The following is a 14,127-nucleotide window of genomic DNA, read 5'->3' as shown; positions in this document are numbered from 1 at the left end:
GTCGTTCACAAAGGGGCACAGTGGTTTTCGGTGTGACACAGAGACCTTTCCGGCGATTCGCCCAGGCGGTCGTACTCGCCGCCGGCATCGTCGTGGCCGACTCGGCCGGCGGCACGGCGGTCAGTTGCGCGCAGGTGCCGTCAGCTGGGGATATCGTGGTGCCCGGCGGGTATTTCGAACCCGATCTCGGCTCCAGTCACTACCGCCCCGGAACCGGGCTGGTCGATCTGTTGTGGAGGTTGCTGTGAAACGAGCCCGGACGCTGCTGCTCGTCGTGCTCGCGGCATGTGCCCTGCTGGTGTCGATGACGGTTCGCCCACCGCTCGCTCGCGCGGACGACGGCCCGGCGCCCACGGACTCGACCGAATGGCAGCAGTGGATCGATCGCACGATCCCGGCGCCGAACCTGCCGCCCGCGCCGTCGCCACCCACTGCGCAACTGCGACCGGAACTCGCCGCGCTGTGGCGGGCGGTGTTGTCGCCACCGGCCGGCGATCCGCTGTTCGATCAGTGGCCGGCCGGCCTCGACGCCATGCGTCCCGGCGACCCGATCGAGGTGCGGGATGTGACCGCCACGGCCGCGCCGCTGGCCGTGGTGCCGATCGCCCGCGCGCTGCAGTTGAAATTCCGTTCCACGGGCGCGACCGGTGCGCCGTCCTTCGGCACGGCGACCTTGCTGATTCCGGCCGCGAACTGGACCGGTCCCGGACAGCGGCCGGTGCTGGTGAACGCCATCCCGATCAATTCGCTCGGCCTGCGCTGCACCCCCGGTTATGCCCTCGCACACGGATTGCATCCCAAATTCAGTGCGGGCGATCTCTTCCCGCCCACCACGTGGTGGGGCCTCTCGCACGGATACGGAGTTCTCGTCCCCGACCACGAGGGGCCGTGGATGGCCTATGCCGAACCACATGTCGCGGGGCACGTGATCCTCGACGCGATGCGCGCGGTGCGGACGGTCGAGCCGAAGACGCTGGGGGACAGCAAGTTCGCGATCGGCGGCTATTCCGGCGGTGCGATCGCGGCCTATGCGGCGGATATGCTGCTCGACGAGTACGCGCCCGAACTGGCGGGGTCGATCGTCGGGGTGTCGGTCGGCGGCCTGGCCACCGATTACAGCGAGGTGGCCCGTCATTTCAACGGCAATATCGCGTCGGGAATTCTGATGGTCGTCGCGCTGGCCTTCGCCCGTGAGCATCCGGAACTGCTGGATCAGCTGAACCATCTGGGGGAGTGGCTGGCCACCTCTCCGGTGAAGGACACCTGCGGCGACAGCAACGGGCCACTCGGCGTGACCGGCGTGCCGATCGAGCTGGCGACCGATACCGCCCACCCGCTCGACACCGACGCGGCCCGTGCCCTCTTCGCCGCCACCGATCTGCGCGACCGGAAATCCGCTGCGCCGCTGTACATCTACCACGGCATACTCGACATCTGGATTCCCGAGGTCGACTCGACCGACCTGTTCCGCACGCAGTGTGCTCACGGCGTGCCCGCCGTCTACCGCACCGTGCTGGGAGAGCATTCCATCACCCTGATGGCCGGATTCCCGGGCGCGATCGACTGGCTCGACCAGCGACTGCGCGGTCTGCCCGCGCCGAACGAGTGCCCGGCGCGCTGAGAAGCGAAGCAGCGGAGCGGTTTCGGCGTCAGTTCGCCGCGGCCGACCCGGGGCGCGGCAGCCCGAAGTGGTCGCGCAGCGTGGTGCCGGTGTATTCGGTGCGAAACAGCCCGCGGCTGCGCAGAATCGGCACCACCGTGCTGGTGAACACCTCGAGTCCGCCCGGATAGTAGGGCGGCATGACGTTGAATCCGTCCGCGGCGCCGTGGCGGAACCAGTCCTCGATGGTGTCGGCGACCTGTTCGGGCGTGCCCGCGAAGACCCGGTGCCCGCGCGCGCCCGCCAGCCGGTGCAGCAGTCCCCGCAGCGTGGGCCGCTCGCGGGTGACGATGCCCGCGATCACCTGCCGGCGGCTGGCCGCGTTGTCGGTGACATCGCCCGCGTCGGCGAACAATTCGATGGGCACCGGTTCGTCGAGAGCCAGATTCCGCAGCGACTGCCCGGCGAGGCTCTCCAACTGTCCGAGACCGTATTCGGGCACCGTCAGTTCGTTGAATTCGCGTTGCAGCTGTTCGGCCCGCGCCTCGGTATCGGCGATGAAGGGGCTGATCCCCGGCAGGATCTTCACATGCTCGGGGTCACGGCCGAAGCCGCGGGCCCGGCGCTTGATATCGGCGTAGAACGTCTGGGCGTCCTCGAGTCGCTGGTGGGCGGTGAAAATGGCCTCGGCGTAGCGGGCGGCGAAGGCTCGTCCGTCGTTGGAGGCGCCGGCCTGCACCAGCACCGGATGGCCCTGCGGGGTGCGCGCGGCATTGAACGGCCCACGCACGCGCAGATATTCGCCGCGGAAATCGATGCGATGGATCTTGTCCGGATCGGCGTAGATGCCGGCGGCACGGTCGAGGAGCACCGCATCGTCGTCCCAGCTGTTCCACAATCCGACGACCGCGTCGACGAATTCGCGGGCGCGTGCATACCGTTCGGTGTGATCGGGGTGTCGGTCCAGGCCGAAATTGGCGGCGGCGAGATCGGTTCCCGTGGTGACGATATTCCACCCGGCGCGCCCGCCCGAGATGTGATCGAGCGAGGAGAACAGCCGCGCCAGGTTGTAGGGCTCGTAATAGGTCGTGGACGCGGTCGCGATCAGGCCCAGATGGGTGGTGGCCGAGGCGATCGCGGTGAGCAGCGTGATCGGTTCCAGGCCGGGCGCGGCGTTGTAGCGCACATCCGTGCGCAGCGCGGGGCCGTCGGCGAAGAAGACCGCGTCGAGGGTGGCGGCCTCGGCGGTGCGGCCGATCTCCTGGTAGTAGGTCACGTCGTAGATGCGGTCGGGCCGGCTGTCGGGGTGCCGCCACGCGGCCTCGTGATGGCCCGCCGGATAGATGAAGGCGTTCAGATGCAGTTGCCGTTCACTCATGCGAGACACCCGTCCGATAGTCGCGATAACCCCGGTCTCCGGACCGGGGCGACGGCAGTCAACCAAACGGGTGCGTGCGCGTAAACGGTTTGTGCGGGGCGTGATTCGAACTCCGCCGGCGCCCGCGACCGCTCCACAGAATCCTGCTGATCGTAAGGATTCTCCGCTGCCGGGGCGCGGGCGAGGATTTCTGTCGGGCATGTGTCCGGCAGCGGTTTCGGCCCCGTTTCGAAGGAGTACTGCGATGAGCGAGGCATGGCAGATCGATGCCGGTGTGCTGGTGATCGGTGGTGGGCCGGCGGCGTGTTGGGCGGCGATCCACGCCCGTGAGGCGGGGGCCGAGGTGGTGCTGGTCGACAAGGGGTACTGCGGCACCAGCGGCGCGACCGCCCCCGCGGGGACGGGTGTCTGGTACGTGGCGCCGGATCCGGCGGCCCGGGCAGCGGCCAAGGCCAGCCGCGAGGAATTGGGTGGCTTCCTCGCCGACCACCACTGGATGGATCGGGTGCTCGACCAGACCTACGCGAATATGCGGCGACTGGCCGAGGAGGGCCGCTACCCGTTCCCGGTCGACCCGCGCACCGGCAACCCGATTCGCACCGGCGTGCAGGGCCCGGAATACATGCGCCGCATGCGGGCGTGGGTGCGGCGGCTGGGCGTGCGGATCGTCGACCACGCCCCGGCCCTGGAGCTGCTGGTCGATCGGGACGGCACGGTCCGCGGCGCGGCCGGCTACCTGCTGCGCGAGCATCGCGACTACCGCGTGCACGCCGGTGCGGTGGTCCTGGCCACCGGCGGCTGCGCGTTCCTGTCGCGCGCGCTCGGCACCAACGTCGACACCGGTGACGGCACGCTCATGGCCGCCGAGGTGGGTGCCCGCTTCTCCGGGATGGAGTTCTCCAACGCCTACGGCATCGCCGCGAAGGGCTCGACCGTCACCAAGACCGCCTACTACCGCTATGCCACCTTCTTCCACGAGGACGGCAGCATCCTGGAGGGCGCCGGATCCGTGCAGGGGCGGTCGGTCATCGCGCGAACCCTGTTGCAGGAGAGGGTATTCGCGCAACTGGATCGGGCGGACCGAACCACCCAGGAGCAGATGCGGCGCGGGCAGCCGAACTTCTTCCTGCAATTCGACCGCCGCGGCATCGACCCGTTCACCCAGCGTTTCGAGGTGGAACTGCTGGCCGAGGGCACGGTGCGCGGCACCGGCGGGATCGAGGTGGTCAGCGACGAGTGCGCGACCTCGGTGAGCGGACTGTATGCCGCGGGCGACGCGGCCACCCGCGAACGCATCTGCGGCGGATTCACCGGCGGCGGCAGCCACAATGCGGCGTGGGCGATGTCGTCGGGCAGCTGGGCCGGCCGGGCCGCGGCGCGATTCGCGCGACGCGGCGGCCGTCCGGACGGTTTGACCCGGGCCGGGCGAACGGGATTGCGGCCCACCGGGTCCGGGCGCATCGGTGCCGACGAGGTACTCGCCGCGGCGCGCGCCGAACTCCTGCCGGTCGAGAAGAACTATCTGCGCCACGGCGACCGGATCCGTCCGGCCCTGGCCGCCCTGGACGCGGTGTGGGCGGAGGCGGCGGCGGGGCTGCGGGCCACCGGCGAAGACCGGGTGCGGGCGCGCCAGGCCGCCGCGATCACCGCGGTCGGGCGACTGATGTACCGATCTGCCTTGGCGCGCACGGAATCTCGTGGCATGAGCAAGCGGGCCGACCATCCGGAGCTGGATCCCGCACAGCATCACCACATCCTCAGCGGCGGGCTCGACGAGGTGTGGACGGTAGCGGCTGCGCTGCGCTCGGCCGACGCTCCCACGGTCGCGGCGGTGGCCTGATGATCGAACTGGTTCACGCCCCGGCGTGCATCGCCTGCGACAAATGCGTCGACGTCTGCCCGACGAACGTCTTCGACCGTGGTGGCGACGGAATCCCGGTCATCGCACGGCAATCCGACTGCCAGACCTGTTTCATGTGTGAGGCGTACTGCCCGACCGACGCGCTGTACGTGGACCCGCAATCGACGCCGCTGCCGCCGCAGCAAGCGGTCCCGCGGGAGCACATCGGCGCGTATCGGCGCGAGATCGGCTGGGGGAAGGGGCGCCGGCCGGGCAGTCTGACGGCGGTGGGTCCGGAACTTCCGCCCGGCCCGGCGCCGAAGCCCTCGGGAGCGTGAGCCGGTCGCCTCGATAGCAGCCGATGTCACCTCGCCGCGGATCAACAACTCGTGCGCGGCGAGGTGAAACAATCAGGCTCGCAACACAATTCCCGATCCGCGTGAAATGATCCGGCTGAATGCAACCGGTGGCGACGAGGGCGGCTATCGATACCGTCGGGGGATGGGTAGCAGTGCGCGACGCCGGCCGCTGAAGATCGTGACCGGGGTCAGTGGTTCACCGAAAATCTACGATGCCGCGATCGATCCGCGGCGCTCGACGCTCGACGACGCGCTCGGTGTCGCGAAACTCGCCGAACAACACCGCTTCGACGCCCTGTTCGCCGCGGATCTGCTGAGTTTCGGCGCGCAGGGCGCCATCGGGGCGCAGGAACCGCTGATCTTCCTGTCCGCCCTCAGCGCGGTGACCCGGCATGTGGGCCTGATCGCCACGGTCACAACGACTTTCCACCACCCCTACAACCTGGCGCGACTGTTCGGGACGCTCGACCACATCAGCAACGGGCGCGCGGCGTGGAATGCGGTGACCTCGTCGGTGGGGGAGGAGAACTACGGCGCCGGGGACCTGCCGAGCCCGGAGGAACGCTACGCCCGCGCGGGCGAGGTCCTCGAGGTCGCGAACGCGCTGTTCGACAGCTGGCAGCCGGGTGCGCTCACGCCGGACGGTAACGGCCGCGCGGTCCTCGATGCCGAGCGGGTACGCCCGATCGACCATGCCGGACGCTATTTCACCGTGCGCGGTCCTCTGAACATTCCACCGCTGCCGCAGCGGCGGCCGGTGCAATTCCAGGCCGGGCAGTCCGAAGGCGGCGTGGAATTGGGCGCCCGGTTCGCCGAAGTGGTGTTCACCTCACTGGCGACGCTCGACGACGCGCTCATCTACACGAAGAAGATTCGCACGCGCGCAGCCGAATTGGGCCGCGCCGACGGACTGCCGTACATCTTCAGCTCGCTGCACACCACCTACGGCGCCACCGAGGAGGAGGCGCGGCGCCTGGTTCGCGAACGTGCCGAGGCGACCGATTTCGAGGCGGGCCGCCACGCGCTGGCCGATATGTTCGGCGGTGAGATCGACCTGTCCGAACTCCCGCTGGACCGGCCGATCCCGGACTCGCTGCTGCCCGATGTGCAGGCGGTGAACCGTCGCCGGGGGCGCGTGGAGATCTTCACGGCGCTGGCTCGATCCGGAAAAACGTTGCGCGAGTTGATCATCGCGGCCAAGGACACCGGTCACTGGGCAGCCGCCGGTACGCCCGAGCAACTCGCCGACGCGATTCGGGAACGCTACGACGCCGGCGTTCTGGACGTGGTCGGCCTCGGTGGCCTCGACGATCCGCGCAACCGCGACTTCCTGCTCGAAGGTCTGCTGCCCGAACTACGCCGGCGCGGCATCGTCGGCTCGGACTACGTAGGCGAGACCTTCCGCGACAACCTCGAGCTGCCGCCCCTGCCGCCACGGAAGGTCTGACGCGCCCTTCAGAATTCGAGGACGATGCGGCCCCGGACGCCGCCCGCCTCGAGGAGTTTGTGAGCCTGAGCGGCTTGTTCCGCGGGGAACGTGCGCGCCACACGCAGGGTGAGTGCGCCCTCGGAGGCGAGCCGGCTCAACTCGCCCAGCGCATGCGGTTCGTCCAGGTGATCGGCGACCATGACGAGGTGGACCGAAATACCGCGCTCCGGTGTGGCTCCGCCACCCAGGGCCGCGGGGCGCAGGATGACGAACGCACCGCCGTCGCGCACCGCCGGGAGCACCGCATCGCCTTGGAGCGCGGTGTCGATCAGTGCGTCGACACCGTTGGGTGCGTGGGCGCGGATGCGGGAGGCGAGGTCGTCGCCACGCGGCAGGACGATGTCGGCGCCGAAGTCGCGGACCAGCTGCTCATCGGCCGGTTTCGCATCGGCGATGACGGTGTAGCCGCGCGTTTTCGCCAGCTGGATCACGTACCCGCCGACCGCGCCCGCTGCCCCCGTCACCGCGATCGTGCGTCCCGCTCGCGGGTCGAGTGCGTCCAAGGCGAACCAGGCGGTGAGACCGTTCATCGGAAGCGTTGCGGCGGAAACGAAGTCGCTTCCCTCGGGCAGGGGAGCCACCTGGCTCGCCGGTACCACGATCTTCTCGGCATAGGCGCCGCCACCGGCGAGCACCGGTAACGTGATCGCGACGACCCGGTCGCCACTGTGCCAGCCGGTCTCCGGGCCGGCCTCGTCGACGATTCCCGCGGCGTCCCAGCCCGGAACGTAGGGCGGCGTCACCTCCCGGTAGCGATCGTGCGCCATGCCGGACCGGGTCACGGTGTCGGAGGGGTTCACGGCCGCGGCGGCCACCCGGATCCGCACCTCACCGGCGCCCGCATGGGGTTCGGGCACCTCGACCGGCCGCAGTACCTCCGGACCACCCGGCTCCTCGAATCCGATCGCCAGCATCGCACCTCCCGAGTTCGCAGTTCGATATCTCTCGGGGCAACCGCGGTCTGCCGGAGATTTGTTCCGGGGAGTGCAAAGTTGGCGGTCGTCGATGCGCGTGCGGTACCGCAGCCGGTTTCGGAGCCCCGGGCGAGTCAGTCGTCCGACGCGGTTCTCGCGCGAACGAGATGCGGGCCCGGGAGCGCCGGTCCGGTGGCGGGGATGTCGGCATAGGACCGGACCAGTGCGATCCCCGAGTGGTCCTCGATGTCGGTGAATCCGGCCGACTCCAGTTCGCTTCGCATCTGCTCCTCGGTGAAGAAGCTCACCCACGGTTCACCCACGGCCGCAACGCGTTTCCCGCGTTCCTGCTGACCCGCGTCGGGTGGGTAGGAGTAGTCGAACACCACAATCGCGCCGCCGCCCTGGCCGGCGATATAGCGCAACGTCTCGGCGATGGCGTCGTGTTCGAGATAGACCACTACGCCGAGCCAGACGTACACCGCGCTGCGGGTGCGATCCAGTCCGGCCTGTGCCAGCGCGTCGGCGAGGTTGTCGCGGTGGAAGTCCACCGGGGCGAAGGTCATCGAGTCCGGCACCTCGATTCCCGCCTCCGACAGGCGATTTCGCTTCCACGCCTGGGTGTCGGGATGGTCGACTTCGAAGAACCGCACATCCTGATGGGGATTGCGGTAGGCGGCGGTATCCATGCCCGCGCCGAGTACGACCACCTGGCGGGCCCCGTCGGCGACCGCCTCCGCGACGGTGTCGTCGGCGAAGCGACTGCGCGTGGCCAGGAACAGCCGGCGCCGCCGGGCAAGTTCCGGATCCACGCCCTTGTCGAACGGGTTGTCGCGGGCCGCGTCCTCGCCCACGAGCCGCACCGCCAGCGGATCGGTGAAGATCCGTGGTTCGTCGGCGAGTTGGTGATAGGCCCGTGCCTGCGCGGTGGCCATCGCGGTTCTGCTGGGTTGCCCGACCTGCATACCGGTCACCGTACGCCCGGGTCGCGGCGTGATCATCGCGAGATCCGTCACGCGGACTTGCCGGTGGTTCGCTGGTTACCGGGTATGAAACTGGAACAGGTTATAGATTGGAGGGAGTCGAGAGTCTGGAGGAACGATGTCCGCGAATGCGTCGGCGGCGGAGCTGCTCGCCACGGTGGAACGATCTCCGCAGGCGGTCGCGGTGCACGATCGTGCGGCCTGGGTGGATCTGTTCGCGCCCGACGGCCGGGTCGAGGATCCCGTCGGCTCGCGCCCGCACATCGGCCGCGCGGCGATCGAACGGTTCTACGACACCTTCATCGGTCCCAACGACATCGTCTTCCACGTCGACCACGACGTCGTGCTCGGCGCCGGTGTCTATCGCGACCTGACCCTCGACACCACCATGTCCACCGGTGTGACCCTGCGGGTGCCGATGCACCTGCGCTACGACCTGACGCAGGTCGGCGGCGAATGGAAGATCGGCCGGCTCTATGCCCACTGGGAGCTGCCGGTCATGGTCGCCCAACTCCTCGGCGCCGGCGGGCGCGGGCTCGGCGCGGCCGTGAAACTCGCCCCGCAGCTGCTCGGAAACCAAGGTGTCGGTGGGGCTTTGGGCTTCGCCCGCGGTTTCCGTCGCGTCGGCGCGGCGGGCAAGCGCGCCGCCACCGGATTGCTGGAAGCGGCCGGTCGCGGCGACGTGGCCGGTGTGCGCGCGGTACTCAGCCCGCGCGCGGTGGTGGAATGGCCGGTCGGTTCCGACGTGGGGCACGCCGAATTCGTGAAGCGGGTACGCGGGCTCGAGGTCGGCAAGACGATCGCGGCGGGCCGGTTCGTCACCGTCAGCGTGCGCACGCCCACGGAACGGGGGATCGCGGAGTTGGAGGTCGACGGCCGGCGGGTGGTCGCGCTGCGCGGCTTCGTCGCGGAGGACCGAACCGTGCACTGACGTCGTATTCGCCGACGAGCTGTCCTCGCGCGCGGTGGAGGCTGCTCGATCGACGGGTACGGTGAGGTATGGAATTACCCTCGGGCTTAGGGGAGTCCGGTCGGCCCGGTGTGGCGGGCATCAGATTTCGCCGTTCGATTGCCATTGTGGCCGGCATCGTCGTGGCGGCGTCGGTGGTGTGCCTGCTGCCGCGGTGGTGGTGTGGTCGCGAGGCCGATGCGTGGTTTCGCGGGGATTCGGCGCGGGTGCACGGACTCGCGGAGGAGTTGGTGGCGTTCGAAGCCGAGGATGATCGGCAGCGTGCCGCGGGGGCCGGTGTTCTCGACGGGATGTGGGGATTGCTCGCACATCAGATGACGGCCTTGGGTCTCGCTCAGGTGGTCCTCGCACACCCCGAATGGCGAGGCCGCTACGCTCCGGTCGCGACCCGTGCCGCGGCCAAAAGTCTGCTACCGCATATGGTTTCGGTGTTCACCGATGCGTGGCACGGCGAGGACGGTCTCGGCCATCTCGACAGCGCGCACGGCCACGCCTACCTCTCCTATCCCGCTCTAGCGCTCGGGATGGCGCGGCTGGTCGATCCGGCGTTCCCGCCCGACCTCGCCGAGAAACTCGACACGATCGTCGCCTCCCTCGAACGGCGACTGCTCGCCGCGCCGACCGCGCTGATCGACACCTATCCCGGCGAGGCGTACCCGACCGACGTGGCCGCCGTCGCCGCCACGATCGCGGTGCACGGCCGGGCGACCGGCGCCGACCACACCGCGGCGCTCGCGCACTGGGCGCAGCAGGTTCGCGCCGTCCAGATCGACCGCGACACAGGGCTGATCATCCAGCGGATGGGTGCCGACGGCCGCGCCCACGATGCCCCGCGCGCGTCGGGAACCGGCCTGGCCGCCTACTTCGCGGGCTTCGCCGATCGCGCCCTCGCCGCACAATTGGCGAACGTTCTGTTCCGCCAGGAACGAAATATTCTCGGCTTCAGCGCTATTCACGAATACGGCCACGGTCACAGCGGCCCCGGAGATATGGACAGTGGCCCGGTGGTCCTCGGAATCTCGGTCTCCGCCACCGGTTTCGCTCTGGCTCCCGCCCACGCGTTCGGACACCGCGACATCTTCACCCGCCTGTTCCGCACCACCGACCTTCTCGGAATTCCCGTGCGCAGCGGAGATCGTCTGCGTTTCGCGACCGGCGGTGTGAGCGGCAATGCCCTCCTGCTGGCCTTCCTCACCTCCGGTCCGGAGCTCGCACGATGAAACGTTCCGACATCGACCGGCTGCTCGTGACACTCCGGCCGCTGCGCATTCCCCTGATCCTGGTGGTGCTGTACCTCGCCCTGCGTGCGGTGATGGCGGCGCTCTCGGCGCGGCACGGCTACGGCTCACCCGACGGGCTGGGCTTCGGCTATCTGGCTGTAACCGCGGCGGTAGTGGTTTTGCGATTGGCCCTGCTGACCATCGTGCCGGCTGTTCTCGTCTACCGCCTGGTGGTTTTTGTGCTGACTCGCCTTCCGGGCCGGGGCGGAGCGGGAGGCCAGGAAAGTCAGTTCATCGAGAAGCCTTCGGTAGAGACGGTGAACCCTTTCGCGGAGGCATCGTCTCTACACGACACACCGGAGTCTCGGGCCGTGCAGGTGAAGCCGTCCGCCGACAGGGACGTGTTGTAAGGCAACACTTTTGCCGCATCCGGTGCCAGGTGGAACACCGCTTGGCCCAGTACCGCGAAACGCGGTTCGCCGCCCCTTTCGATCAGAATCGTGTCGGGCGGAACCTGCTTGTGCGAGTAGTGATTCTCCACCGTCGGAGCACCTTTCACCCCGATCCCCCCTTCGGTGTGCGTCGCAGCCTGACACCCGGCCATGTGCGGGTCACCGCCGACGATGATCGCGCAATGCCACCGCCCGGTCGCAGTGGTGAAGTAGTACCCGTCGATCCCGCCGGAGTTGGCGAAGTACGCGCGAGTATCGGCATGTGATGGACCGGGCACCGCCATGCCGGGCAACGCAACGGATGTCGCTGCCGAGGCCGTCCCGACACTCCGGATATCGGAGACCGCGTTGCCGTCGCCGACCGTCTCCCCGGCCGAACCACCGCATCCGACAACGCCCATCGTGAGCAAGCAGATCGAGATCGTGACGAACGGTGAAAGAAGTGCACGCCTGTTCATCGCACGCTTTCCGAAACCTTCACGGTCTCATCAGGTTCGAGTGGTCGGCCGACTTGCCGCAGAACGGCTACCGATTATCGCCGGGCTGGTCGGCGTCCACAATAAGCTGTTCCACCGACAACCGCGCCGGTCTTCCCGCGGTTCGATGCGCCGTGCGGGGTGTCGGGCGGCGCGTCGCCGATGCGCCGCAGAACGACGCCTTCTGCTGTGCCGCACACGCTCATCGAAAGCGATGCGCGATGGCCGTCGCGATCGCTTCCGGGGCCTGTTCCTGGATGAAGTGCCGAGCATCCGACAATTCGACGATTTCCAGGTCATCGAAAGCGGCTCGTATGCGCGGCAGACATGCTTTCGGCCGGAACACCATGTCACGCATCCCCCACACCGCCAGCGTCGGCTTGTCTCCGAGAAGCGCGGGAACATCGAGGGAAAGCTGCGCCAGCAGCGGGGTCGCGGCACGAATTTCGCGGGGCATCACCGCGAGCCCACATCGTGCCGCCGCGGTGGGCTGAACCGCGCGATAGTGCTCGGCTTCGGCCGCGGTGAGCGTGCGGCCCAATTCCGAGAGCAGCACGCGCTCGATGAGAAAATTCCGCTCGAGTATCCGGCGCTGCATCGGGCGGCTGCTCATGACCGTACTGAACGCCTTGTTCGCCATCGCCTCGATCGGCCAGAACACCGTGTTACCCAACACGATTCCCCGCATCCGATCCGCCCGCGCGACCGCCGCGCCCAACCCGATGGGCCCGCCCCAGTCCTGTCCCATGACGATGAAGTCGTCGAGCCGCAGATGATCGATCAACTCGCCGAGCACGGCGGTGTGCTCCGCGACCGTATAACCGAAACCGGAAGGCCGTTCGGACAATCCGAACCCCACAGAGTCCACCGCGACACACCGATACCGATCCCGCAGCCTTGTCACGATGTGGCGGTAGAGGAAACTCCATGTCGGAGACCCGTGACAGAACAGGATCGCCGGCCCGGCCCCCTCGTCGATGTAGTGCACGCGCCCGGCCGACGAGTCGAACCAGCGCGATTCGAACGGATACAGATCCTGGTCCGGAACGAATTCGATCATCATGATGCCCTCCCTACGGCCCAGGCTATCCCGGTCGCCCGCCCGGCCGGTGCGCCCTGCGACCCGAATCACCATGGTCACCAGACCTGGAAACTCGGGGCTGTTTCCATATTCGAGGGCTTCCTACGCTTCGAGGTGTTACCAGGGCCGCAGTCAGCCCTAACACTTATCGAGATGGAGAAGTCCCATGAGCAAGTGCTTCGCCGCCACGGTACTGACCGCTGCCGCCCTGGCACTGCCGCTCGCGGCTACCGCCCCGTCGGCATCCGCCGACACGACCGGAACCGGCTCGTCCTCCGGCTCGGCCACTGCGCTGAGCAATCTGCTCTGTGAGTTCCGGGACTACCTCGGAATGGGCGGATGCGTCTACCACATGCCGTGAAACTACTTCTCCGCAACCTCCGCCGGAAACCCGCCCTGGCCGGGTATCGGTTTCGAGTGCGCCGGACCGGGCAGCACGACACACATGACCACTGCATTGATAACCGGAGCCGGCACCGGATTCGGCAGGGATACCGCCTTCCGCCTGGCCGAACGGACCGACTTCGACGTGATCGCGGGTGTCGAGATCTATGCGCAGGTGTGGGAGCTCGAGCAGGAGGCGGCCCGGCGCGGGGTTCGGCTACGGGTGGAAAAACTCGATGTCACTCATCCGGGGGACCGGGACAAGGCCGCGGGGTGGGAGGTGGATGTCCTGCTCAACAATGCCGGGGTGAGCGAGGGCGGGGCGATGGTGGACATTCCGGGTGCGAATCTGCGACGGCAATTCGAAGTCAACGTGATCGGTCCGCTGTTGCTGACTCAAGGTATCGCCAAACGGATGGTTGCCAATCGGCGCGGCCGGATCGTTTTCATGTCCTCGATAGCGGGATTGATCACCGATCCGTTCGGTGGTGCGTACGCCGCATCGAAACACGCGGTGGAGGCGGTCGCCGACGCGATGCGCCAAGAGCTGGCCGAATTCGGTATCGAGGTGGCGACCATCAACCCCGGGCCGTATCTGACCGGATTCAACGATCGGCTGCTCGACACCTGGCAGAGCTGGGACGACGACCCGGAACGCCGGCTGTTCGACTACAGGCGTGTGGCCTTCCCACACGAGCAGTTCGATCCCGCCCCGGTCGCCGATGTGGCGGTCGGAGTGCTGACCGGCGAGATCGACACCTACCGCAATGTCGTGCCGGGCGAGATGGTCGGTGGACTACGCGAGCAGCTCGACTCGGTGTGGAAGCGCCGCGCCGCCGACGGGGTCGGGGAGCGGTCGCCGATGGTCGACAAGGCCTATGAACTGAGCCCGGAGACCCCCGCGACATAAACGCCGACCGTCGAACAAGTACTTTCCGCCCGCGGCTTGACCTTGCCCCTGGGGCAGGGTTCGACGATGGT

Annotated in this window: 14 protein-coding genes; 10 read left to right on the top strand and 4 right to left on the bottom strand. The window is 68.3% G+C overall.

Annotated elements, in window-relative coordinates; translation table 11 throughout:
• Positions 1 to 32 precede the first annotated feature (32 nt).
• Complete coding sequence (locus NA3_RS08870) at positions 33 to 248, top strand: hypothetical protein (protein WP_128145147.1); 216 nt, start codon at positions 33 to 35, stop codon at positions 246 to 248.
• Positions 245 to 1,621, top strand: coding sequence for a lipase family protein (locus NA3_RS08865; protein ID WP_227995319.1), 1,377 nt, complete (start codon positions 245 to 247; stop codon positions 1,619 to 1,621). The genes NA3_RS08870 and NA3_RS08865 overlap by 4 nt, the downstream gene beginning before the upstream one ends.
• Before the next feature lie 28 nt (positions 1,622 to 1,649).
• Here NA3_RS08865 and NA3_RS08860 read toward each other — a convergent pair whose 3' ends face one another.
• Positions 1,650 to 2,978 (bottom strand): LLM class flavin-dependent oxidoreductase, encoded by a 1,329-nt coding sequence (locus NA3_RS08860; protein ID WP_062963092.1) that lies wholly within the window; start codon positions 2,976 to 2,978, stop codon positions 1,650 to 1,652.
• A 244-nt stretch (positions 2,979 to 3,222) separates the two neighbouring features.
• Here NA3_RS08860 and NA3_RS08855 point away from each other — a divergent pair, with 244 nt between their 5' ends.
• The 3 genes from NA3_RS08855 (at position 3,223) to NA3_RS08845 (ending at position 6,624) form a co-directional block, all read left to right on the top strand.
• Complete coding sequence (locus tag NA3_RS08855) at positions 3,223 to 4,818, top strand: FAD-dependent oxidoreductase (RefSeq protein ID WP_062963091.1); 1,596 nt, start codon at positions 3,223 to 3,225, stop codon at positions 4,816 to 4,818.
• Entirely contained in the window at positions 4,818 to 5,156 is a 339-nt protein-coding gene (locus tag NA3_RS08850) for a 4Fe-4S dicluster domain-containing protein (protein ID WP_062963090.1), read from the top strand. Before NA3_RS08855 ends, NA3_RS08850 begins: the two co-directional genes overlap by 1 nt.
• A 163-nt stretch (positions 5,157 to 5,319) precedes the next feature.
• Positions 5,320 to 6,624 (top strand): NtaA/DmoA family FMN-dependent monooxygenase, encoded by a 1,305-nt coding sequence (locus tag NA3_RS08845; protein WP_062963089.1) that lies wholly within the window; start codon positions 5,320 to 5,322, stop codon positions 6,622 to 6,624.
• An 8-nt stretch (positions 6,625 to 6,632) separates the two neighbouring features.
• Here NA3_RS08845 and NA3_RS08840 read toward each other — a convergent pair whose 3' ends face one another.
• Both NA3_RS08840 and NA3_RS08835 read right to left on the bottom strand, forming a co-directional pair.
• Entirely contained in the window at positions 6,633 to 7,580 is a 948-nt protein-coding gene (locus tag NA3_RS08840; RefSeq protein ID WP_062963088.1) for an NADP-dependent oxidoreductase, read from the bottom strand.
• Positions 7,581 to 7,714: 134 nt separating this feature from the next.
• Positions 7,715 to 8,581, bottom strand: a complete 867-nt coding sequence (locus NA3_RS08835) for a class I SAM-dependent methyltransferase (protein ID WP_063917431.1) — start codon at positions 8,579 to 8,581, stop codon at positions 7,715 to 7,717.
• Positions 8,582 to 8,681: 100 nt separating this feature from the next.
• Between NA3_RS08835 and NA3_RS08830 the strand changes: the two genes are divergently transcribed.
• The 3 genes from NA3_RS08830 to NA3_RS08820 all read left to right on the top strand — a co-directional run bounded on the left by NA3_RS08830 (position 8,682) and on the right by NA3_RS08820 (position 11,163).
• On the top strand, positions 8,682 to 9,494 hold the full coding sequence (locus NA3_RS08830) for a nuclear transport factor 2 family protein (protein WP_062963087.1): 813 nt from the start codon (positions 8,682 to 8,684) through the stop codon (positions 9,492 to 9,494).
• A 146-nt stretch (positions 9,495 to 9,640) separates the two neighbouring features.
• A complete protein-coding gene (locus NA3_RS08825; protein ID WP_062963086.1) occupies positions 9,641 to 10,753 on the top strand; it encodes a hypothetical protein in 1,113 nt (370 codons plus the stop codon).
• Positions 10,750 to 11,163 carry a hypothetical protein gene (locus NA3_RS08820; protein ID WP_062963085.1) on the top strand — a complete coding sequence of 138 codons (414 nt, stop codon included), beginning with the start codon at positions 10,750 to 10,752 and terminating at the stop codon, positions 11,161 to 11,163. Before NA3_RS08825 ends, NA3_RS08820 begins: the two co-directional genes overlap by 4 nt.
• A 720-nt stretch (positions 11,164 to 11,883) precedes the next feature.
• Here NA3_RS08820 and NA3_RS08815 read toward each other — a convergent pair.
• On the bottom strand, positions 11,884 to 12,744 hold the full coding sequence (locus tag NA3_RS08815) for a haloalkane dehalogenase (RefSeq protein WP_062963544.1): 861 nt from the start codon (positions 12,742 to 12,744) through the stop codon (positions 11,884 to 11,886).
• A 184-nt stretch (positions 12,745 to 12,928) separates the two neighbouring features.
• Between NA3_RS08815 and NA3_RS08810 the strand changes: the two genes are divergently transcribed.
• Positions 12,929 to 13,123: a hypothetical protein gene (locus tag NA3_RS08810; RefSeq protein ID WP_062963084.1), complete on the top strand. Its 195-nt coding sequence runs from the start codon at positions 12,929 to 12,931 to the stop codon at positions 13,121 to 13,123.
• An 84-nt stretch (positions 13,124 to 13,207) separates the two neighbouring features.
• Entirely contained in the window at positions 13,208 to 14,056 is an 849-nt protein-coding gene (locus tag NA3_RS08805) for an SDR family oxidoreductase (RefSeq protein WP_062963083.1), read from the top strand.
• Positions 14,057 to 14,127 lie beyond the last annotated feature (71 nt).

The sequence above is a fragment of the Nocardia africana NBRC 100379 genome, assembly GCF_001612635.1.
Classification (GTDB): Bacteria; Actinomycetota; Actinomycetes; order Mycobacteriales; family Mycobacteriaceae; genus Nocardia; species Nocardia africana.
This window is presented reverse-complemented; position numbering and strand designations above follow the sequence as displayed.

Bases quoted from the DNA above. Each gene is read 5' to 3' on its own strand.
- NA3_RS08815 (WP_062963544.1), bottom strand. From the start codon at position 12,744: ATGATGATCGAATTCGTTCCGGACCAGGATCTGTATCCGTTCGAATCG.
- NA3_RS08830 (WP_062963087.1), top strand. From the start codon at position 8,682: ATGTCCGCGAATGCGTCGGCGGCGGAGCTGCTCGCCACGGTGGAACGA.
- NA3_RS08840 (WP_062963088.1), bottom strand. From the start codon at position 7,580: ATGCTGGCGATCGGATTCGAGGAGCCGGGTGGTCCGGAGGTACTGCGG.
- NA3_RS08860 (WP_062963092.1), bottom strand. From the start codon at position 2,978: ATGAGTGAACGGCAACTGCATCTGAACGCCTTCATCTATCCGGCGGGC.
- NA3_RS08850 (WP_062963090.1), top strand. From the start codon at position 4,818: ATGATCGAACTGGTTCACGCCCCGGCGTGCATCGCCTGCGACAAATGC.
- NA3_RS08810 (WP_062963084.1), top strand. From the start codon at position 12,929: ATGAGCAAGTGCTTCGCCGCCACGGTACTGACCGCTGCCGCCCTGGCA.
- NA3_RS08835 (WP_063917431.1), bottom strand. From the start codon at position 8,581: ATGATCACGCCGCGACCCGGGCGTACGGTGACCGGTATGCAGGTCGGG.
- NA3_RS08820 (WP_062963085.1), top strand. From the start codon at position 10,750: ATGAAACGTTCCGACATCGACCGGCTGCTCGTGACACTCCGGCCGCTG.
- NA3_RS08855 (WP_062963091.1), top strand. From the start codon at position 3,223: ATGAGCGAGGCATGGCAGATCGATGCCGGTGTGCTGGTGATCGGTGGT.
- NA3_RS08805 (WP_062963083.1), top strand. From the start codon at position 13,208: ATGACCACTGCATTGATAACCGGAGCCGGCACCGGATTCGGCAGGGAT.
- NA3_RS08845 (WP_062963089.1), top strand. From the start codon at position 5,320: ATGGGTAGCAGTGCGCGACGCCGGCCGCTGAAGATCGTGACCGGGGTC.